The sequence below is a fragment of the Rummeliibacillus sp. G93 genome, assembly GCF_023515935.1.
Taxonomy (GTDB): Bacteria; Bacillota; Bacilli; order Bacillales_A; family Planococcaceae; genus Rummeliibacillus; species Rummeliibacillus stabekisii.
In genome coordinates this window covers 2033843-2054058 of record NZ_CP097314.1, presented here as the reverse complement: position 1 = coordinate 2054058, position 20216 = coordinate 2033843, and the positions used below count along the sequence as shown (strand labels likewise).

Annotated in this window: 26 protein-coding genes and 1 other annotated feature; of the genes, 25 read left to right on the top strand and 1 reads right to left on the bottom strand. The window is 39.5% G+C overall.

Annotated elements, in window-relative coordinates:
• From M2M59_RS10285 to pheA, 24 genes are all read left to right on the top strand, one after another.
• Positions 1–1044, top strand: a complete 1044-nt coding sequence (locus M2M59_RS10285) for a type IV pilus twitching motility protein PilT (RefSeq protein WP_249774518.1) — start codon at positions 1–3, stop codon at positions 1042–1044.
• Positions 1041–2249, top strand: a complete 1209-nt coding sequence (locus tag M2M59_RS10280) for a type II secretion system F family protein (RefSeq protein WP_249774517.1) — start codon at positions 1041–1043, stop codon at positions 2247–2249. The genes M2M59_RS10285 and M2M59_RS10280 overlap by 4 nt, the downstream gene beginning before the upstream one ends.
• A gap of 36 nt (positions 2250–2285) precedes the next feature.
• A complete protein-coding gene (locus tag M2M59_RS10275) occupies positions 2286–2831 on the top strand; it encodes a type II secretion system protein (RefSeq protein WP_249774516.1) in 546 nt (181 codons plus the stop codon).
• Between the two features lie 145 nt (positions 2832–2976).
• The gene (pilM, locus tag M2M59_RS10270) at positions 2977–3957 is read left to right on the top strand and encodes a type IV pilus biogenesis protein PilM (RefSeq protein ID WP_249774515.1); all 981 of its coding nucleotides are present in this window, start codon (positions 2977–2979) and stop codon (positions 3955–3957) included.
• Positions 3954–4541, top strand: a complete 588-nt coding sequence (locus tag M2M59_RS10265) for a hypothetical protein (RefSeq protein ID WP_249774514.1) — start codon at positions 3954–3956, stop codon at positions 4539–4541. The genes pilM and M2M59_RS10265 overlap by 4 nt, the downstream gene beginning before the upstream one ends.
• Positions 4538–5395 (top strand): hypothetical protein, encoded by an 858-nt coding sequence (locus M2M59_RS10260; RefSeq protein ID WP_249774513.1) that lies wholly within the window; start codon positions 4538–4540, stop codon positions 5393–5395. The genes M2M59_RS10265 and M2M59_RS10260 overlap by 4 nt, the downstream gene beginning before the upstream one ends.
• Positions 5396–5407: 12 nt before the next feature.
• A complete protein-coding gene (locus M2M59_RS10255; protein WP_249774512.1) occupies positions 5408–6163 on the top strand; it encodes a prepilin peptidase in 756 nt (251 codons plus the stop codon).
• An 84-nt stretch (positions 6164–6247) separates the two neighbouring features.
• On the top strand, positions 6248–6877 hold the full coding sequence (locus tag M2M59_RS10250) for a hypothetical protein (protein WP_249774511.1): 630 nt from the start codon (positions 6248–6250) through the stop codon (positions 6875–6877).
• Positions 6878–6971: 94 nt separating this feature from the next.
• Positions 6972–7583 (top strand): Maf family protein, encoded by a 612-nt coding sequence (locus M2M59_RS10245; protein ID WP_249774510.1) that lies wholly within the window; start codon positions 6972–6974, stop codon positions 7581–7583.
• A complete protein-coding gene (gene radC / locus M2M59_RS10240; protein ID WP_305882080.1) occupies positions 7573–8271 on the top strand; it encodes a RadC family protein in 699 nt (232 codons plus the stop codon). The genes M2M59_RS10245 and radC overlap by 11 nt, the downstream gene beginning before the upstream one ends.
• 95 nt (positions 8272–8366) lie before the next feature.
• Positions 8367–9383 carry a rod shape-determining protein gene (locus tag M2M59_RS10235; RefSeq protein ID WP_147195809.1) on the top strand — a complete coding sequence of 339 codons (1017 nt, stop codon included), beginning with the start codon at positions 8367–8369 and terminating at the stop codon, positions 9381–9383.
• A gap of 14 nt (positions 9384–9397) precedes the next feature.
• Complete coding sequence (mreC, locus tag M2M59_RS10230; protein WP_147195807.1) at positions 9398–10300, top strand: rod shape-determining protein MreC; 903 nt, start codon at positions 9398–9400, stop codon at positions 10298–10300.
• Positions 10300–10827, top strand: a complete 528-nt coding sequence (gene mreD, locus M2M59_RS10225; RefSeq protein ID WP_066788529.1) for a rod shape-determining protein MreD — start codon at positions 10300–10302, stop codon at positions 10825–10827. The genes mreC and mreD overlap by 1 nt, the downstream gene beginning before the upstream one ends.
• 23 nt (positions 10828–10850) lie before the next feature.
• Positions 10851–11522: a septum site-determining protein MinC gene (gene minC / locus M2M59_RS10220; RefSeq protein ID WP_066788527.1), complete on the top strand. Its 672-nt coding sequence runs from the start codon at positions 10851–10853 to the stop codon at positions 11520–11522.
• Between the two features lies 1 nt (position 11523).
• The gene (minD, locus tag M2M59_RS10215; RefSeq protein ID WP_066788525.1) at positions 11524–12321 is read left to right on the top strand and encodes a septum site-determining protein MinD; all 798 of its coding nucleotides are present in this window, start codon (positions 11524–11526) and stop codon (positions 12319–12321) included.
• 187 nt (positions 12322–12508) lie between these two features.
• A complete protein-coding gene (locus tag M2M59_RS10210) occupies positions 12509–13030 on the top strand; it encodes a peptidoglycan DD-metalloendopeptidase family protein (RefSeq protein WP_147195805.1) in 522 nt (173 codons plus the stop codon).
• The gene (locus M2M59_RS10205; protein WP_184117454.1) at positions 13030–13650 is read left to right on the top strand and encodes a M50 family metallopeptidase; all 621 of its coding nucleotides are present in this window, start codon (positions 13030–13032) and stop codon (positions 13648–13650) included. Before M2M59_RS10210 ends, M2M59_RS10205 begins: the two co-directional genes overlap by 1 nt.
• Positions 13651–13685: 35 nt before the next feature.
• Positions 13686–13760 (top strand) — a sequence feature (ribosomal protein L21 leader region).
• 13 nt (positions 13761–13773) lie between these two features.
• Positions 13774–14082 carry a 50S ribosomal protein L21 gene (gene rplU / locus M2M59_RS10200; protein WP_066788515.1) on the top strand — a complete coding sequence of 103 codons (309 nt, stop codon included), beginning with the start codon at positions 13774–13776 and terminating at the stop codon, positions 14080–14082.
• Positions 14083–14097: 15 nt separating this feature from the next.
• Positions 14098–14439 (top strand): ribosomal-processing cysteine protease Prp, encoded by a 342-nt coding sequence (locus M2M59_RS10195; protein WP_066788512.1) that lies wholly within the window; start codon positions 14098–14100, stop codon positions 14437–14439.
• Positions 14440–14451: 12 nt separating this feature from the next.
• Entirely contained in the window at positions 14452–14748 is a 297-nt protein-coding gene (gene rpmA / locus M2M59_RS10190) for a 50S ribosomal protein L27 (protein WP_066788509.1), read from the top strand.
• 198 nt (positions 14749–14946) lie between these two features.
• Positions 14947–15483 carry a Spo0B domain-containing protein gene (locus M2M59_RS10185; protein WP_249774509.1) on the top strand — a complete coding sequence of 179 codons (537 nt, stop codon included), beginning with the start codon at positions 14947–14949 and terminating at the stop codon, positions 15481–15483.
• Entirely contained in the window at positions 15483–16772 is a 1290-nt protein-coding gene (gene obgE / locus M2M59_RS10180) for a GTPase ObgE (protein WP_147195800.1), read from the top strand. Before M2M59_RS10185 ends, obgE begins: the two co-directional genes overlap by 1 nt.
• A gap of 18 nt (positions 16773–16790) precedes the next feature.
• Positions 16791–17246, top strand: a complete 456-nt coding sequence (locus tag M2M59_RS10175; protein ID WP_066788500.1) for an ACT domain-containing protein — start codon at positions 16791–16793, stop codon at positions 17244–17246.
• An 11-nt stretch (positions 17247–17257) separates the two neighbouring features.
• Positions 17258–18115 (top strand): prephenate dehydratase, encoded by an 858-nt coding sequence (gene pheA, locus M2M59_RS10170; RefSeq protein WP_249774508.1) that lies wholly within the window; start codon positions 17258–17260, stop codon positions 18113–18115.
• 41 nt (positions 18116–18156) lie between these two features.
• Here the strand turns inward: pheA and M2M59_RS10165 are convergent, their stop codons facing one another.
• Positions 18157–18690 (bottom strand): transcription repressor NadR, encoded by a 534-nt coding sequence (locus M2M59_RS10165; RefSeq protein ID WP_184117457.1) that lies wholly within the window; start codon positions 18688–18690, stop codon positions 18157–18159.
• A gap of 204 nt (positions 18691–18894) precedes the next feature.
• On the opposite strand from M2M59_RS10165, the gene M2M59_RS10160 reads away from it, so the two are divergent.
• Positions 18895–20049, top strand: coding sequence for a pyridoxal-phosphate-dependent aminotransferase family protein (locus M2M59_RS10160; protein WP_249774507.1), 1155 nt, complete (start codon positions 18895–18897; stop codon positions 20047–20049).
• The last annotated feature ends 167 nt before the right edge of the window (positions 20050–20216 follow it).

Genomic DNA, 20216 nt, shown 5'->3' with positions numbered 1-20216 from the left:
ATGACAAAATCAATCGTTGAATTACTAACATATGCAGATGAAGCCAATGCATCCGACCTGCATGCCACTGTCGGCGTGCCACCATATTACAGAATCAATGGAGCATTGCAGCCATATGGGGAACAAATACTAACGCCGGATGATTTAAATAAGATGATTTTAGAAGTTTTGCCACCTCATCGAATGGAAGAATTCGAGACAAAAGGTGAAGTAGACTTTAACTATTCACTTCCAGGGCGATGCCGTTTTCGAATGAATGCCTATCATCAGCGAAATAGCTCCACATTGGCAGCGAGGAAAATCACAGCGGAAATTCCTACAATCGATGATTTGGGCATGCCTGCTGTATTAAAAGAATTGTGTCAAAAACCTCAGGGACTCATTCTTGTGACAGGGCCAACAGGATCAGGTAAATCAACGACACTAGCAGCAATGATTGATTATATTAACAAGCATCAAGCGAAACACATCATTACATTAGAGGACCCTATTGAATATTTGCATAAGCATGGACAATCGATTGTTAATCAGCGAGAAGTAGGATCTGATACTAGGAGCTTTGCCAATGGACTGCGAGCAGCTCTTCGCCAAGATCCAGATATTATTCTAGTAGGCGAAATGAGAGATTTAGAGACGATTTCAACAGCTATTACAGCTGCTGAGACAGGGCATCTCGTTATGGCGACATTGCATACAAGCAGTGCGCCGACAACAATTGACCGTATTATTGACGTCTTCCCGCCGCATCAACAAGGCCAAATTCGTATACAGCTTGCCAATGTGTTGCAAGGCATTATTTCTCAACGCCTGTTTAAACGGATTGACAAACCAGGGCGCGTTGCTGCTACCGAAATCTTAATTCAAACACCTTCTGTCGCCAATCTAATTCGCAATGACAAAGTGCATCAGCTGACTAACATTATGCAGACAAACCGAGCGCTAGGTATGCATACAATTGATAGTTCGATCCAACAGTTGCTCGCAAAGCGCTTAATCGACTTCGAAACAGCGAAGGTATATATGAATGCGGGTGATTTTGCATGACGGTCTACCGCTTTACAGGACGGAATATACAGGGTGTCATGGAAAAAGGCTCGATAGAAGCTGAGTCGAAACAATTAGCGATAAAGAAATTACGTGACCGTGGCATTAACCCTCGGCAAATAGATGAATCGAAAAGTATTCTGCATAGGGATTTGACTATTGGTAAAGCGATGAAAAATGAAGATTTCGTTATTTATTGCCGGCAATTTGCAACACTAATTCGTGCGGGGATTTCTATTGTAGAGGCAACCCATATACTAGCGGACCAAACATCAAGTAAAGGCTTGAAGAAAGCGTTAAAGGGTGTCGAAGAAGACATACGTTCAGGGATTGCCTTCTCGGCCGCTGCTGCCAAGTATCCAAAAATCTTCCCCGTTCTTTTTGTCAACATGATGAAAGCAGGGGAAGCAACTGGTAATCTTGATGAAACGCTGGACCGTATGGCGTTTAGTTATGAGAAGTCATTTAAATTGAAGAAGAAAATCCAATCAGCAATGAGTTATCCGATTGTACTTGTTATTTTGATTATTCTGGTATCTGCGTTTATGCTTTTGTGGCTTGTGCCACAATTTACAGCAAATTTCGCGAGCTTTGGAGCAGAATTACCCGCTATTACATTAATGGTTCTAGGGTTTAGTAATGCGTTAAAGGCCTATTGGTGGATTTTCTTTCTCGTAGGGAGCGCTATTATTGGAGCCTTTCTATACCTCTTTCAAAAGAACCCAAAGTTTAACTTTTATGTTCATTATATTTTGTTGAAAATGCCGATTTTCGGGAAAGTGCTGCAAAAGTCAGCCATAGCTCGGATGACGCGGACGCTCGCTTCACTTTTCAGCAGCTCAGTGCCAATTCTAAATGCATTAAGTATTGTCGAGAAAGTTATCGGCGATCCAGTGATTGAAGAGGTTGTTCATAAATCGCGTACCTCACTTGAAAAAGGAAGCTCGTTAGCAGAACCATTAAAGGAAAGCTGGGTCTTCCCACCCCTCGTTACGCAGATGGTCTCAATCGGTGAACAGACTGGCTCCCTCGACTACATGCTTGAGAAAATAGCTGAGTTTTATGAAGACGATGTGGACCGTACTGTAGATTCATTAAAAGCGTTAATCGAACCAATTATGATTATCCTCTTAGCAGGTATCGTTGGTTTTATCATGGCAGCTGTTCTGTTGCCGATGTATAGCTTGTACGAACAAGTTGGTTAGAAAAGCAGTCCACATTGAGAGGGGGTGAAAAGGAAATTGACAGATGAAAAGAAAGCAAATTTCCTAGGTGAAGAACCTACATACAAAAAAGGAGGAATTATTATGTTTGATAAAATGAAATTAAAATTAAAAAAAGTCATGAAAAATGAAGAAGGTATGACCCTAATTGAGTTGTTAGCAGTGTTGGTAATTATAGCAATAGTAGCTTTGATTGCAGTACCTGCGATTGGGAACATAATTAATAACTCAAAAGATAAAGCGATTCTAGCGGACGCTTCAAATATTATAGCTGGAGCTAAAATTGCGGTCCAAGATGGGGCTTGTACTGAGGCTAAGACTGATACCTCTGTAACCTGCTCTGAAACTAATTTAAAAGATGGATATGTTGAGAATGTAAAAGGATCAGGATTTTCAGCTACTAGAGGGACAGATGGTGCATGGACTGTAACTTATCCGGAATTAGCCAACATTAAAAATGATAAATTTAAGCCTTATGAAAGTAATGCAACAAGTAAAACTACTGTTACTGAAAAGAAAATAAATGATGTTCTAGGTAAAACAAACACTAAAGCAACTGATTAATACTAGAACAGCAGCCTTGGCTGCTGTTCTCCATCTCTTTAATCTTTCGCTGAAGAAAGCAACAAAAGCAAACCCCAAACAGTTGCTTTCTCCACCGAAGCATTAAAGCTATAAAGCTTTTTCTTTTCTCCTAGGGGGTACTGATATGTTGTTTAAAAAGAAAAGACGCCATGTGGCGCTCGTATATAATGATTTTATGTTAAAGGCACTGGCATCAAACAGTGATGATTTGTCTCAAGCTAGATACTTTTCCGTTGCACTTGAGGAAGGAATGGTCGTAGAAGGCATCATTGAGGATGAATTTGCCTTTTTTGAGTTGTTAAAAGTACAGGTGAAGAGTTGGGGCATTAAAGGATATGATGCCCGTTTTTATGTACCTGAGAGTACGGTCATGATGAAGAGCATTGACCATCCTTCTGACCTAAAGGGCAAAAGTGAAATAAGAGCATTTGTTGAGATGGAGATAGGGCGGTCGATTCATTTGCCCTTTGAAAATCCATTGATTGATGTATATGATGCAGATGAAAATGATGGTAAGGCTACTGTTTTCGCCACGAATGCGGATGAAGTAAGGAAAATTACAGGACTCTTGGATGATGCAGGCCTTCATCCGTCTGTTGCTGATATTAAGGTGATCTCACTGCTTCGCCTTGTAAATGAAGCGATTGATGGTTTGATTGAATCGACGACACTTCTTATAGATTGGAGCATTAATGAACTGTCACTCGCTATTTATTCTGGAGGAGAAGTGGAATTTTTGCGTTTCCAAACAGTCGAGACAGAGCGTGCGAAATGGAGAACACGCATGACGGAAGAAGGCTTTGATTATGTTTATGAAGATGATGTCATGAACTACCATGCTGCGCTTATGGAGCCTTTAGCTGAAATCGAGCGGATTATTAATTTTTATCGATACTCATTAAATAAAGGGGAAAAGGGTGTGGATCGGCTGTTATTGACAGGGGATAACCCAGAAATAGCATATATAGCGGACATGCTTGAAAGCCAATTGAATTTACCTGTTGATGTGTTTGATGATGAGTTAATGGCAAAGGTTACGCCTGACTTCCATGCACAGCAAGCAGGTTTAGTTAGCCTTGCAATGAAGGAGGCTCCAACAGCATGATTCCAAATATTAACCTCCTTCCAAAAGTTGAACGTAGGACGTCCAATAGATCGTTATTATGGCTCTCTGGCACGATTTTGTTTTTGATCTTCCTTGGCGTAGTATTTTATTATTACTCATTGCAAAGTGATGTTAATTCACTCACTCAGCAGCATCAAAACCTAGCAAGCCAGATAGAAGCTTCGCAAAAAGAATTGGCCACTCTGCAGACAGCGGGACAAGGCTCATTTGACCAATCTGTACAGTATGTCGAATCGGTATCCTATCCGGTAACGCCTATTATTGACAGCGTGAAAGGCTATTTGGCCTCTTATGAGAAGCTGACTTCACTTACATACGGTGAAACAGGTGTGACCGTCATTATTGATTTTGAAACGCTCCATGGCATCGCTACATATGTCCAAAATGTTATGACAGACCCATTAGTTAGCGATGTACAAGTAACTAGTGTCGAGTCCTTCGACCCAGCAAAAAAAGAGTATGATGAAGCTGTAGAAAGCGATCATTTAATCCCACGTTACAAGGCGACGATGGTGCTTTCTATTAACAGAGCAAAATTACTGGCAGAAGGTGATACTCAATGAACTCACTCGGACAAAATAAAAAAGTGACAACCATTCTAGTTATTGCGCTCGTCTTCTTAATAGCATTTGCGATATACTACTATCTTCTTATGCCGAAAATGGAAGAGAGAGATGCACTGAATGCGCAGATAAAAGATACACGAGCAGAATCTGCTACGCTATATAATCAAATTAAAACAATGAAAGACAATCAACAAGCGACGAAAAAAAGCCCGACAGAGTTGATGGCTAAGGTACCGACATCAATTGAATTGAGTGATTTAATTAAATCGATAGAACAAGTCGAATTGGGCAGTGATACGCAGATAGTGGATATGGCGTTTAACAACTATGATGCGTCAGTAAAGGAAACTCTACAAACTACAATTGAAGATAATAATTTGGATAACGGCCAATCAACTAATGCTAACAATACATCAGATGGCCAAGCCCAAGCAACAGGCGATATAAATACAGATGAAAATACAAATACTCAGACAACAACTGATGCTGCAACGAGTAATAATACAAATACTGAAAATGCAAACGAAGTGGTAACAAACGAACAAAATAATGATGAGACATTGCCTGTTTCTCCGATTTCGCTTGATAGTCTACCAGATTCATTAAAGTTGGTTACGATGAATGTGACGGTCGCAGCGAAAGGTGAAAAAGAAATTAAAGAGTTTTTAAAGGAAATTGAGATATTGCCGCGAATTATGCGTATAGATGCAGTGACGTATGAATCCCCGAATAAAGACGTTGAAGCATCAACAGAATCAGAAGAAAATACAAAGGACGAGTTATTGCAAGCGACCATTCAACTTACAACTTTCTATTATGTCGGTCAAGTGGATGATCAAAACGTGAAATAGGAAGTGACTAATTTGGACATTGTGTATGCATTTGTATGTATGATTTTTGGCTTTGTTTTTGGTTCTTTTTTTAATGTCGTAGGACTAAGGGTGCCACGGCATGAGTCTATTGTTTCGCCACCTTCTCATTGTGAAAGGTGTGGCCGGCGTTTGTCAGCTTTAGACTTAGTGCCTGTCTTGTCCTATCTATTCCTAAGAGGGAAATGCCGAACTTGTGATGCGAAAATTGGCTTTTTCCATCCTTTTATGGAATTGTTGACAGGCCTTTTTTTCGGGCTTGCTTATTTGCATTTCGGGCCTTCTCGAGAGCTAATTGTCGCTCTTCTCTTTATATCATTATTGGTGATTATCACCGTTTCTGATATCGTCTATATGTTAATTCCTGATAAAGTTTTATTGCCTTTTGCGATTATATTGATCATTTTACGAGTGGTATCACCACTTGAACCCTGGTGGGACGCATTTGCGGGAGCGGTCATTGGCTTTAGTATTTTATTTTTGATCGCACTTGTTTCAAAAGGAGGAATGGGTGGCGGAGATATAAAGTTATTCTTTGTCATTGGCCTTGTACTTGGTATTCAGCATACAATGCTGGCACTCTTTCTATCAGCACTCATTGGGCTTGTAGCAGGCCTTTTCGGTATAGTATGGCAGAAAAAAGGACGCAAACAGCCAATCCCTTTTGGTCCTTGGATTGCGTTAGCAAGTGTAATCGTCTATTTTTACGGCGAGAACTTGCTCGAATGGTACAGTAATTTGTTTTTTTAAAGAGAAAAGTTTTTAGGACAAGGCGACAGCAGTCTTGTCTTTTTTTATGCCATTTCTGATAGGGTAATAGGGAGGAGTGATGACATGAAATTTAATCGTGGCAAGAAACGAGAAAAGACACATTTTATGATGGCTGCAGTAGTACATGGCATTTTGATTGGAGTAGCAGGGGTATTGCTCTTCTTTTTCATCCTAAATGCTGCTGAAAAACGGACAATCGCTGAGGAAAAGGAATTACCGAAAAGCAGCGCATTGCAAAAAGTAAAAAATACGAGTAGCGAATCAAAGTTCTATGCCATGCAATACGGCGTGTATTCATCTGAACAAGCTGCAAATGATTTTCTAGCAGGTCATCCTGAATTAGTGAACGTCGCAATTGTGCCGGCAGGAAAACAATATTACTTATGGGGTGGGATTGACCATAGAGAAAAGAATATCAAAAAAATTGTCAATAAAGATTCCTTCATCAAACCTTTCGCATTGTCAGGAGCTAGTTGTGATGAACAAGGATTAAAAATGTTACCACAGATGCTTAGAGCCGACAACTTGTCGAAATTAAATTTTAATAATTCTAAAAAAGCAACAGTATTACCAATGAATTGGAATACGAATGTGAAGGCAGTTACTAAAGGATCCAAAGAATTAGAAAGTGTAAAATTGCAGTTATTGGCTCATTATGCAGCCCAAAACGACTGCCTTAATATTAAATTTTAAACTGTTAAAGCATACAAAAAATAAATTTCACCTATTTTCCGTAATTTCCCTTATTTGTACTGGTCGATTATGATAGCAAAAAGGGGGAGAGCACATGTCTATCGTTTTAAAGAAAAATATCATTCTATTGAATCCTGAGGGAAATTGTGAAGAACTTTTTGAAGAGCTTCAACTGCCTTTTTCAACCACACATCAACACATCCCGGTGGGTGATCATTTGCCGGAAAATCCTTTCGAATATGCTAATACAACCGTTGTCATCAAATTGCTTCGTATGAAAGCACCTCATGAGTCGCTTTGTTATTTGCATGTGAAGCGCGTTATTAGCATAGAGGGCATTCTTTTGCCATTGCCCCAATCCAAAAATGAAGCAAGAAACTTTCTAAAACGTTTATCTAATAGGCAACACCGCGTGACGACAGCTGTAGGGATCCGATATGATCAACAGCTCTCGTCTTTTGTTGTTGCATCAGATGTGACGATGAAATGCTTGTCAGAGAAAATAATCCAACAATACATTGAAACAGGGGAACCTTTCGAACAAGATATTGGTTATAATATTATGGGAGTCGGACAGAACTTAGTCAGTAGGATAGATGGCTGCAAATATAATGTTGCAGGCCTTCCTACCAAAATATTAAAAGACTTTTTGAGCGAAAAAGGGATTATGTCGGCATCAGAGGAGGCGGAAGTGCATGGCCACTAATATGGACCTTCCCATGATGATCCGCGATGTGCATGTTGATGATAGACCAAGAGAGCGTCTTAAAAGGCAAGGAGCCGAAAGTTTATCGAATCAAGAACTCATCGCTATATTGCTTCGGACAGGCACAAAAAAAGAATCGGTGCTTCATCTTTCTAATCGTATATTGACGCACTTTGAACGGCTGCATGAGCTGAAAAATGCAACAATTGAAGAAATCACCGCAATTAAGGGGATTGGTGAGGCAAAGGCGATTCAACTTTTAGCTTCCATAGAACTTGGCAAAAGACTACATAAGCAGAGGACAGACGAACGCTATACGATTCGTTCTCCAAAGGACGCAGCGAATTATTTAATGCCGGATATGACATCGCTTTTGCAAGAAAACTTTGTGACGCTCTTTTTAAATGTCAAAAATCAAATTATTCATCAGCAAACGATTTTTATCGGTAGTTTAAATGCAAGTATTGTGCACCCACGGGAAGTATTTCGTGAAGCGGTAAAACGTTCGGCTGCTTCTATCATTTGCGCACACAACCACCCAAGTGGTAACCCTGCTCCAAGTCCGGAAGATATAGACGTGACGAAGCGTTTGCAAGAAGCTGGTTTAATTATGGGGATTGAGCTTCTTGACCACGTAATTATAGGAGATCATCAATTTATAAGTTTAAAAGAGAAAGGTTATATGTAGTACTGTAATTTTTCCTACTTATCCGTTATAATGAAACGTATGATTTTCAAGACTTCTTAAAGTTTATGGCTAAAAATAGAAAGGAAGAACAAAACGTGTTTGGATTAGGTGGAAAAGATGTCGGGATTGACCTCGGCACAGCAAATACATTGGTATTTTTAAAAGGAAAAGGCATTGTGCTTCGTGAACCATCAGTAGTAGCGAAGAATACAAAAACAGGTGAAATTGTAGCAGTTGGTAATGATGCGAAAAATATGATCGGTCGTACACCAGGATCTATTGTAGCTATTCGTCCGATGAAAGACGGAGTTATTGCAGATTTCGACATTACTACAACAATGATTGAGTATTATATGAAAGAAGCAATGAAAGCTTCAGGCGGCAACTGGAAAAAACCAAATGTGATGATTTGTGTACCATATGGTATTACTTCAGTAGAACAGCGTGCCGTTATTGATGCCTCTCGCCAAGCTGGCGCAAAAGAAGCATACACAATTGAAGAACCATTTGCAGCTGCAATTGGCGCAAATCTACCAGTCTGGGAACCTACAGGTAGTATGGTAGTTGATATCGGTGGCGGTACATCTGAAGTAGCGGTAATTTCATTAGGTGGTATTGTAACAAGTGAATCTGTCCGTGTTGGCGGGGATGCGATGGATGCTGCTATAACAGCTTATATCCGTAAAACATATAATCTGACAATCGGTGAACGTACAGCTGAAACTATCAAGATGGAAATCGGTTCTGCTAGCCCAGAAGGTGAAGTAGAGACAATGGAAATTCGCGGTCGCGATCTTGTGACAGGACTTCCTAAAACTATTGAAATCACATCTATTGAAATTGTAGATGCTTTAAAAGAGTCGATTGCGGCTATAATTGACGGCGTAAAGAAAACACTAGAACAAACGCCACCAGAATTATCTGCTGATGTAATGGAACGAGGAATTGTACTTACTGGCGGTGGCGCGCTGCTTAAAAACTTGGACAAAGTGATCAGCGACGAAACAAATATGCCTGTATTTATTGCAGAAAACCCATTAGACTGTGTAGCGATTGGAACTGGTATGGCACTTGACAATATCGATTTAATGCGTCGCCACCAATCAAAATAAGGGGGAAATAGGCAATGCCACAGTTTTTTTCGAATAAGCGATTAATATTGCTGCTTGTCGGCGTAATCCTCTTAGTGGCATTGATTAGCTTTACCTTACGTGATCGACAAGCCTCGCTTCCCGAGCAGATTATTAAAGATACGGTTGGTTTTGGACAATCGATTGTTGCTAAGCCTGCAAGCTATATTACAGGATTAGTCAATAATGTAGACGATTTAATGAATACGTATGAAGAGAATAAACGTTTAAAATCGCGCTTGGAGGAATTCGGCACATTACAAGCTAAAGTCAATGAATTAAAAGTAGAAAATGACAAGTTAAAAGATTTAGTTGATAAAAAAGATGATTTGCGCAACTTCAATCCGATTCAGGCTAATGTAATTGCGCGAAACCCTGACCAATGGGAAGAAAAGCTGATTTTAAATGAAGGTTCAATGAACGGCGTAAAAGTAAATATGGCAGTGCTTACATCTAAGGGATTGATTGGTAAGATAGTACAAACTACACCTTATACATCCCAAGTAGAACTTCTATCGACAAATAATACAAATTATCGTGTATCTGCTGTGATTGCGAATAAAAAAACAGAGGCATTTGGTTTAATAGAAGGGTTTGATCCAAAGCGCAGCGAATTAGTCTTAAAACGGATTGATTCAAGCCTTGCTGTTAAAAAAGGTGATAAAGTAACGACATCCGGCCTTGGCGGTATATTTCCTAAAGGTATCTTAATTGGAGAGGTTACAAAGGTTTCTACAGATGACTATGGGTTGACAAAACTTGCTTATGTTAAACCGGCAGCTGATTTTTCTATGCTTGATCATGTGGTAATTGCCAAACGCCAGTCAATTGCTATTGACGGTTCAGATGGAGCTAATACAGACAAATCAACTAAAACAGACGGAGGAGATCAAAAGTAATGGCGCGATTTCTAATTCCGTTTGTTGCTGTTGTGCTCTTCTTTTTGGAACCTGGTTTTTCATTGTATTCACCCATCGAATGGCATGGCCATCTCTATTATTTAGTGCCTCGGTTTTTAATTCTGTATTTAATCTTTTTGTCAATTTATTATGATCGTAAGCGTGCAATGATGTATGGATTAATATTTGGGGTATTGTATGATATTTTCTATATTGATATTATTGGATTATATACATTCTTGTATCCGTTCATTTGTTTTGTGGCGGGTTCTACAGTGAAATATATACATCAACATCTTGCTATTACTACCATTCTTTCCTTAGTGCTTGTAGCGCTTTTGGAAATTGTCTTGAACCAATTTTTCTTACTCATTTCTTTTACGTCTGTACCCTTTACAGAATTTTTAAATCAACGGTTGATTCCAACCATGATTGCGAATTCTATTTATCTCATCATGCTCGGATGGACGTTTAAGTATTTAATCGAAGCTCGTGTGTTATTAAAGGCAAATCAATCAACGTTATAGCAGAGAAGCGTGAGGTGAAGCATTTGACAACTAAGCAGCTAGTCTTAATTAAAGGAACGAAAGAAGGGCTCGTGCTTCAGCTAGATGATCAGTGCGCTTACTCTGATTTATTAGATGAATTAAAGCGCAAAGTCACAGAGGAAGGGCTCGAAGGACAAGCAGAAGTTACTATCCATGTAGGAAATCGATATTGCAACCAAGAGCAGCTGAAAGAAATTCTCCATATTGTTCAAGAATCAAAGTCATTAAAAGTGACAAAGATTAAGAGCGACGTAATTACGATGGAAGAATGCAATGAAAAGCTTTTGAGAAACCAATCATCTACTTACATAGGTATTGTACGATCTGGACAAGAAATAAAGGCTGACGGTGACCTTGTTGTCATTGGGGATGTAAATCCGAATGGCAAAGTGGTTGCTGGCGGCAGTATTTATGTAATGGGCCGATTAAAGGGAATGGCGCATGCGGGGTTTAACGGCAATCGCGATAGTGTAATCGCAGCCTCATGGCTTGAAGCGACACACCTAATGATTGCCGATTTAATGGAATTAATGACCAATGAAATTACCATTCTCGCAAACAAACCTGAAATGGAATGTGCGTATATTCATACAAACGGCCGCATTGCGATTGATCGGTTGCAGGATTTACGAAATCTGAGACCAAATTTATCGACATTTAAGGGAGGAAGCTAATGTGGGTGAAGCTATTGTAATTACTTCGGGTAAAGGTGGAGTAGGTAAAACAACTACTACAGCTAATTTAGGTACTGCATTGGCACTTCAAAATAAAAAAGTTTGCTTGGTCGATACGGACATCGGTTTACGAAATCTAGATGTTATTCTAGGGTTAGAAAATCGGATTATTTACGACTTAGTAGATACGATTGAAGGACGTTGTAAGGTCCATCAAGCATTAGTGAAAGATAAGCGCTTTGATGAATTGCTTTATCTTTTGCCTGCTGCTCAAACGTCTGATAAAAACGCTGTGACACCACAACAGATGAAAACTCTGATAGACGAATTAAAGCTTGAGTTCGACTATGTTTTAATAGACTGTCCAGCAGGGATTGAGCAAGGCTATAAAAACGCAATAGCAGGAGCTGATCGTGCAATTGTTGTGACAACTCCTGAAATTTCTGCTGTTCGTGATGCTGACCGCATTATTGGATTGCTTGAAAAAGAAGAGATTGAACCGCCGAAATTGATTATCAACCGAATTCGGCCGCAACTGATGAAAAGTGGAGATGCACTAGATGTAAATGAAATCACAACACATCTTTCCATTGATTTACTCGGTATCATCCCAGATGATGAACATGTTATTCGTTCTTCTAACAAAGGTGAACCAATCGTTATGGAACCATCTACACAAGCAGCTATTGCTTACCGAAATATTGTTCGCCGTATTTTAGGTGAATCTGTGCCGCTTATGACATTAGAAAATGAACATAAAGGTGTCTTTGCCAAAATCAAAGCCTTGTTCTCAAGATAATTGTCTATAGCTACATAATGTAAAAGTCTTTTGGAAAAGAATTTCCGAAAGGCTTTTTATTTTATTGTCTTGTTTCCTAGCCTAGTACAAGAAAATTAGTAATAGGTTTGGATTGATTATAATTCTGTACTGTTTATCCACACTGCCTCATAAACTATTAGAAAAAGTCTTTTGGGGGTGTGGAGTTTTGAAGAAATGGAAGATTGCTGTATGGATTGCGATTATGTTATTTACCGTTCTTTTTTTGGAGAAAAAGCAAATAATAAAGAGCGATGTAACAGATTACGTTCTTTCAAATGATGACCTATTTATATTAACAAAGTGGACAAAGAGCGTATTCCATGAGGAGGAAAAGGTGCCTGTTATGGCTCCGGTGACAGATGCGTATATCAGTAACTATGATACAATGCAAACTTTTTCAAAGGGCGTTTTGCTCTCTTATGATAAACCAATGACTATTTACGCGAAGCATGACGGCTTTGTCACATTTACAGGCAACACAAAGTCTCTAGGCAAAACGATGACTGTTACATATGATACGGGAGAGAGGGTCACGTATGGCTTATTGAAGACATTAGATTATTTGCCGTATACCTCGCTTAGAGAAGGCGAAGCCCTATCATCAATGGAGCCGGGCACGTTTTACTTGCAGGTGGAACGCAAGGGTGCCGTTTTAGATCCTGGTTCATTAAAAGAATGGCTACAATAATGCTGAAAGTGAAGCTTCACCCAACACTTTTGCCTATCATCGTTTGGCTAGTTCTGACAGGACAGTTTGCAAACTATGCACTGTTATTTTTATCATTGTGCATTCATGAGTTAGGGCACCTGATAGTTGCATATCTTGTGGGGGCCAATATAAAATCCTGTGTGATCATGCCTTATGGAGGCGAAATACAATTCAGCAAGAGCTGGCAAATGACCAAACAACAACAGTTGCTCATTACCATGGCAGGTCCGTTTGCCACTCTTCTCTTATTCCTCCTAGCACTCTTTTTTTTGCCACAAAATTTGAGCGTGCCCTTGCAAACAATTCAGCTTTTATTACTCTTATTGAATTTATTGCCGATTTGGCCGTTAGATGGAGGACGGATCGTTGAAATCCTGTGGAGTGAAAAAAAATCAATTATCCAAACAAAAACGTCTTTTTTAGCTTTTTCTATGTCCTGTTGTTTCCTGTGCATGCTAATGGCATTATTATATATACCGGAATCTTTCTTTTTTATTTTGATACTTATTCTCTTATTCATTCAAAATATACAGGCATTTCGATACCGTCGATATGAACAAGCTTTCGAAAACATCGTATTAAATAGGTTGACGCCATAGTTTTGGTATGATAAAATTTCTAATGTTATGTAGCACCCGTGCTACAACCGCGCTGAAAAGGTTTAAGCATCAATTATGATCACCTATTGAAGGCGAGTCTGAGTTATCTAAGGAGGTGCAGTTATGTACGCAATTATTGAAACTGGTGGTAAACAAGTTAAAGTAGAAGCTGGCCAAGCAATCTACGTTGAAAAAATCAACGCACAAGCTGGTGAAACAGTTACTTTTGACAAAGTTCTTTTTGTTGGTGGCGATGACGTTAAAGTTGGTGCTCCATTCGTTGAAGGAGCAACAGTTACAGCTAAAGTTGAAAAACAAGGCCGTGCGAAAAAAATCGTTGTTTTCAAATTGAAAGCTAAAAAGAACTACCGTCGTAAACAAGGTCACCGTCAACCATACACAAAATTAGTTGTTGAAACAATCAACGCTTAATGATGGGGTGATATTGTGATCACTATTACAGTTCATAGCGATGAAAATCGAAAGTCATATGGCTTTGAAGTCTCAGGTCATGCCTATTCAGGCGATCCTGGTCATGATTTAGTATGCGCCGGCGTATCTGCCATTGCTTTTGGCAGTGTCAATGCGATTGGACAAATACTTCAATTACAACCGGGGATTGAGCAAGGCGAAAACGGGGGATATTTATCCTGTGTTATCGACCAAACGACTCTTGATGCTGAGCTTGATGCAAAACTGCAAATTATTCTCCAAACAATGGTAACGCAATTCTATACGATGGTTGCCAGTTACGGAGATTTTATCGAATTAAAATATAAGATGATCTAGGAGGTGGAACATATGTTACTAGTATCTTTAGATTTGCAATTCTTCGCTTCTAAAAAAGGTGTAGGTTCTACTAAGAACGGTCGTGACTCTGAGTCTAAACGTTTAGGCGCTAAACGTGCTGATGGTCAATTTGCTACTGCTGGTTCTATTTTATACCGTCAACGCGGTACTAAAATTTACCCAGGTGAAAACGTAGGTCGCGGTGGTGACGATACTTTATTCGCTAAAATCGATGGTGTTGTAAAATTCGAACGCCTAGGTCGCGATAAACGTAAAGTCAGCGTATACCCAGTTGCTCAAGAAGCTTAATAGCAGGGTATGAAGACTAGACGGCTGTCTCAAGAGTGTATCTGCACCTTGAGACAGCCTCTTTCTTTATAATAATCATACCTTATCAAAATCGGCTTTCGCTCTATTTTGCGAAAGTCGTTTTTTCAAATAGAAGAAAAATATTTCTGGAATTGGTATACTAATATTACAATTGTTCAAGCAAAGGAGCGTGAAGTCTTGTCGAAGCATCAATCACTCAACGTAAATGAAGTGCTGCGCTTTGCGAACCATGATTTTATGAATCAACTTCAATTAATCAAAATGAACCTTGATTTGGGTCGCCTAGAAGAAGCGAAAAATGCTGTTGAACAAACAGCAGAGCAATGCAAAACCTTCTTTTCAATCAACAAAATGGGTTTGCCAAAGACAATCGACTGGATTCATACACTAGAATGGCGCTATCCAAGTATTCATGTGAACGTAGAAACTAACATTGATGAAAAGATTAACCAAGAAGCAGACAATGTGGTATGCGATTATTTAGAAGGCGCTATTTCACATATCTATGAAGCGCTTGATCCATTCGTAGACCAACAGCTATCGTTGCAAATATATGCTAGTAACCAACAATTTGAAATAGAATTTCATTTAATTGGCCATTGGAGCCAAAAAGAGCATTATCATATTCTAAAGCACCCATTCATCATGAATGAAGAAATTTCTTTTACACAAAATGAATGGCATATGATTATTACGAAAAAGGAGGGAATTTAATGTTTGTCGATCACGTAAAAGTTTATGTTAAAGGTGGAGATGGCGGCGATGGAATGGTAGCCTTCCGCCGTGAAAAATTTATTCCAAACGGTGGCCCGGCAGGCGGTGACGGAGGGAATGGCGGAGATGTTGTATTTATCGTAGATGAAGGTCTACGTACATTAATGGATTTCCGTTTTAAACGTCATTTTAAAGCAGACCGCGGCGAACATGGTATGAGCAAAAATATGCATGGCAAAAGGGCTGGAGCTATGTATGTATCTGTTCCTCCAGGTACTGTTGTGACGGACGAAGAGACAGGTCGCGTTATTGCGGATTTAGTAGAACATGGACAAAAAGCAGTCATTGCTAAAGGTGGCCGCGGTGGTCGCGGAAACTCTCGTTTTGCTACACCTGCAAACCCGGCTCCGGAACTTTCAGAAAAAGGTGAGCCTGGCCAAGAGCTAAATGTAGTTTTAGAACTAAAAGTATTAGCTGATGTTGGATTAGTTGGATTCCCAAGTGTGGGCAAGTCAACCTTATTATCTGTCGTGACCTCTGCTAAGCCTAAAATCGGCGCTTATCATTTTACTACAATAGTGCCTAACTTAGGAATGGTACGTGTAGAGGATGGACGAAGCTTCGCTATGGCAGATTTGCCAGGTTTAATTGAAGGCGCATCAGAAGGAGTTGGACTTGGACACCAATTTTTACGTCACATTGAGCGTACTCGTGTAATCGTCCATGTAATTGATATGTCTGGTATGGAAGGTCGAGATCCATATGAAGATTATTTGACAATCAACAAAGAGTTAGAACAATACAATATGCGATTGACTGAACGACCGCAAATTATTGTTGCCAATAAAATGGACATGCCGGAAGCGGAAGAAAACCTAGAAGAATTCCGTACTAAAGTAGGAAGCGATGCTAGAATATTCCCGATTTCTGCTGTTTCACGCCAAGGCTTGAAAGAAATGCTATTTGCTGTAGCAGATCTATTGGATGAAACGCCAGAATTCTCATTGAATGAAATCGAAGAGGAAGAAACTGAAGCAACGGTTCTTTACAAACATGAGGCAAAAGGCAAGGACTTTGTTATTACACGTGATGATGACGGAGCATTTGTGTTATCTGGGGATTCAATTGAACGCCTATTCAAGATGACAGACTTTAGCCGCGAAGAATCTGTTCGCCGCTTCTCACGCCAAATGCGAGGTATGGGTGTGGATGATGCTCTACGTGAACGTGGCGCTCAAAACGGCGATACGGTTCGTTTGTTGAAATTTGAATTTGATTTTGTTGAGTAGGATTCGGGGGGGAAAAGGATGAAAAATATAGCAGATCAACGCTATTATTTAGTACGCGAAGATGTGTTAACAGATGCCATGCAAAAAACATTGGAAGCCAAGCATTTATTGCAAACAGGTGCTGTTTCTTCCATATGGGATGCTGTGAAACAAGTCGATTTATCAAGAAGTGCGTTTTATAAGTATCGAGATGCTGTTTTCCCTTTTCACTCCATTGTACAAGAACGCATTTTAACTGTTTTTTTGCAGCTTGAAGACCGTAAAGGAACGTTAGCAAGGCTTTTAAACACTGTAACCGACGCGCATTGTAATATCTTAACAATCCATCAAACAATCCCTATCCAAGGCCGTGCAAATGTGACACTTTCACTTGATGTAACGGTAATGGAAGGGGAATTGGATGAGTTAATCCAACGTCTCAAAAAATTAGACTTTGTCGAATCGGCGGAGGTAATTAGCTCAGGCGCTTTATAGGAGGGAGTTTATTGTCACAGGATCAACGTGTAGCTTATTTAGGACCAGAAGGAACTTTTACACATTTAGCAGCACAGCAACTCTTTTTAGATGATCAGCTTTCTTCATTTCAAAGTATTCCTGCTTGTATTGAAGCAGTTGCGAGTAAGCGCGTGAGTTATGCAATCGTGCCGCTTGAAAATGCGCTAGAGGGTACTGTACCTCTAACAATAGATTACTTGTTTCATGAAGCGGAATTATATGTCGTAGGGGAAGTATTGACGCCGATTGAACAGCATCTTTTAGTGCATCCGCAGCAAGCTAAGAATTGGGAAACATTAACGGATATTTATTCGCACCCGCATGCACTAGCTCAGTGCCATAAATATTTGTACAACCATTTTCATGGAGTTCCGTTGCGTGAGACAGCTTCTACTGCTGCTGCAGCCAAGTATATTGCTGAGCATCCGAATGAGTGCATCGGAGCGATTGGCAACAAAGCGGCTGCTGAAACGTATAAGTTGAAAATTGTAGAACGTTATATTCATGATTTTCACTTTAACCATACACGATTTTTCATATTAGCGAATGAAAATCAACGCTTGTTGCAACAGGGCCATGAGGAACAGATAAAGACCACGTTAATGATTGAACTGCCTAGCGACCGTTCAGGAGCTTTACATCAAATATTATCTGTCTTCGCGTGGCGTCAAATTAATTTGAGCAAAATCGAATCACGTCCATTAAAAACAGGCTTAGGTGATTACTTCTTTACTTTAGATGTATTGGAAGACGAAAATGCGCCAATGATGAGAGGTGCAATGGAGGAACTGGCTGCGCTAGATTGCACTGTGAAAACTTTAGGCAGCTACTTTACATATAAAAAGTAACAAAAAAAGTGTCCAGACATGATGGACACTTTTTTGTATCTCTAATTATTACTTAGAAGATAATTTTTTTGTTGTAAAAGGCTTTCGGCCAGGTCTAATTGCTCTTCTGTAGGAGCAGATATTGTATGCAGATGTGAACCGCCTGTTAATGCCGATAAGGGTGTAGCATTGGTCTCACGTGATTTTTGAAGGAATTGTTGCACCTCAAAACGATTTTTAACCATTATAGCCGCGGTGATTTCACCATATAATGGATGTTCTACTGTCACATCTTTCACAGTAATGCCTGCATCCACTAGCGTGTTCAACTCATCTTCTGTTTGGTCAGCTGTATGGTGAACTGCGATTTGGCGTTCAAATACTTGCTGCTTAGACTCTATGCTCATATAAAGATAGCCTTGGCTCGTAGCGATGATAGGCTCATTGCGGGCTTTTAATAAAGCAATGTCATTTACTATTACTTGCCGAGATACATTTGTTTTCTTGGCAAATTCTGTTCCAGTAATGGCTTGTCCAGTTGTTTTCAGTAAATCTAATAAATAAGCCCTGCGTTCTTCTCCTAATAATTTTTTCATACATAACACCTCAAAATAGCTTAAGTGTCTTTAGTGTACCATGAAATCAATTGTCGTATCTGTTTAATTGGCACTTGTATGTAGCAAAACTTATGTCGTCTTGCTGTGCTAAGCTCTCCTAGACACCTACTATCATAATCTTTGGTATAATAAATTTAGGAAAAGATAAAATACCTTTATTAAACTGTTAAAGGAGAAAAATGTATGTATTCAAATATTCTAAGACATCCAGGTCCAACACCTATACCGAAGAAAGTGCAGCTTGCAATGAGCCAAGATATTATTAGCCATCGAAGCGAAGAATTCGTTAAGCTATTTCGTGAGACTACTAATCGCGTAAAACCTATCTTTGGAACAAAACAAGAAATCTTACTGCTCCCATCTGGTGGTACTGCCGCATTAGAAGCAGCTGTTGTTAACACTGTTTCCCCTGGTGAGGAAGTTGTCGTAGTTAGTATCGGTGCCTTTGGTGATTATTTCGTTTCTATTTGCGAAAAACATGGGTTCCATGCGCATGTATTAAGAAAACCTTGGGGCGAAGCATGTACCGCTGAAGATCTTGCTACATTTTTAGAACCTTTATCAAATATTAAAGCTGTATTTGTCACTTATAATGAAACTTCGACAGGTATCTTAAATCCGGTTAAAGAACTGGCGAAAGTTGTACGTGAGAAATCAGATGCATTGTTTATCGTAGACGGAGTAAGCTGTATTGGTGGGGTTCCTGTCAAAATGGATCAATGGGGCATTGATATATTGGTAACAGGATCACAAAAAGCAATGATGCTGCCGCCAGGTCTTGCTTTTGTTAGTGTCAGCGACAGAGCGTGGAAAGTAATTGAAGAGAATGAAACCTCTGCCTATTATTTGAATTTATTAAGCTACCGAGAATGGGCACAAAAAGGTATGACGCCAAATACACCAGCAATTACATTGATTTATGGTCTTTCTGCAGCATGCGATTTGATTGAAGCAGAAGGCTTTGATCAAACAGTTGCTCGCCACGAACTTATGAAGGATATGGTACGTGCAGCTATGAAAGCTTTATCTATTGGGGTGTTAACTTCTGATGAATATGCTTCACCTACAATCACAGCTATTATGGCACCTGAAGGAATAAATCTTTCTCAATTCCTTGGACATTTAAAGAAACAATATCATCTTGATTTTGCTGGGGGACTAGGCGAACTACAAGGGAAAATCTTCCGTTTTGGTCATATGGGATACTGCTTCCCAAGTGATATTTTGCAAGCTATTTCTTTAATAGAAGCAGGTTTGCAAGATTTTAATTATTCTTTCGAACCGGCTGCAGGTATATCTGCAGCACAAAAGGTTTTTCTGGAAGCACAAAAAAAATAAAATAATCTTCAGTTATGAGATTATAAACCTGTTCCTGAATGTGGGAACAGGTTTTTTTGTTGTACAGCTAATAACTAAACTCCCTTTTTCAAGAAATTTCTTCTAGTTTGTCGATTTGTTGCATAGTGTAACATGAAAGGCCAATCAAATGACGAATTAAGTGTCCA

Coding starts and splice junctions, on each gene's coding strand:
- M2M59_RS10285 (WP_249774518.1), top strand. CDS start 1: ATGACAAAATCAATCGTTGAATTACTAACATATGCAGATGAAGCCAAT.
- mreC (WP_147195807.1), top strand. CDS start 9,398: ATGCCACAGTTTTTTTCGAATAAGCGATTAATATTGCTGCTTGTCGGC.
- M2M59_RS10245 (WP_249774510.1), top strand. CDS start 6,972: ATGTCTATCGTTTTAAAGAAAAATATCATTCTATTGAATCCTGAGGGA.
- rpmA (WP_066788509.1), top strand. CDS start 14,452: ATGTTACTAGTATCTTTAGATTTGCAATTCTTCGCTTCTAAAAAAGGT.
- obgE (WP_147195800.1), top strand. CDS start 15,483: ATGTTTGTCGATCACGTAAAAGTTTATGTTAAAGGTGGAGATGGCGGC.
- M2M59_RS10265 (WP_249774514.1), top strand. CDS start 3,954: ATGATTCCAAATATTAACCTCCTTCCAAAAGTTGAACGTAGGACGTCC.
- M2M59_RS10205 (WP_184117454.1), top strand. CDS start 13,030: ATGCTGAAAGTGAAGCTTCACCCAACACTTTTGCCTATCATCGTTTGG.
- rplU (WP_066788515.1), top strand. CDS start 13,774: ATGTACGCAATTATTGAAACTGGTGGTAAACAAGTTAAAGTAGAAGCT.
- M2M59_RS10165 (WP_184117457.1), bottom strand. CDS start 18,690: ATGAAAAAATTATTAGGAGAAGAACGCAGGGCTTATTTATTAGATTTA.
- M2M59_RS10175 (WP_066788500.1), top strand. CDS start 16,791: ATGAAAAATATAGCAGATCAACGCTATTATTTAGTACGCGAAGATGTG.
- M2M59_RS10260 (WP_249774513.1), top strand. CDS start 4,538: ATGAACTCACTCGGACAAAATAAAAAAGTGACAACCATTCTAGTTATT.
- mreD (WP_066788529.1), top strand. CDS start 10,300: ATGGCGCGATTTCTAATTCCGTTTGTTGCTGTTGTGCTCTTCTTTTTG.
- pilM (WP_249774515.1), top strand. CDS start 2,977: ATGTTGTTTAAAAAGAAAAGACGCCATGTGGCGCTCGTATATAATGAT.
- M2M59_RS10250 (WP_249774511.1), top strand. CDS start 6,248: ATGAAATTTAATCGTGGCAAGAAACGAGAAAAGACACATTTTATGATG.
- M2M59_RS10280 (WP_249774517.1), top strand. CDS start 1,041: ATGACGGTCTACCGCTTTACAGGACGGAATATACAGGGTGTCATGGAA.
- M2M59_RS10160 (WP_249774507.1), top strand. CDS start 18,895: ATGTATTCAAATATTCTAAGACATCCAGGTCCAACACCTATACCGAAG.
- radC (WP_305882080.1), top strand. CDS start 7,573: ATGGCCACTAATATGGACCTTCCCATGATGATCCGCGATGTGCATGTT.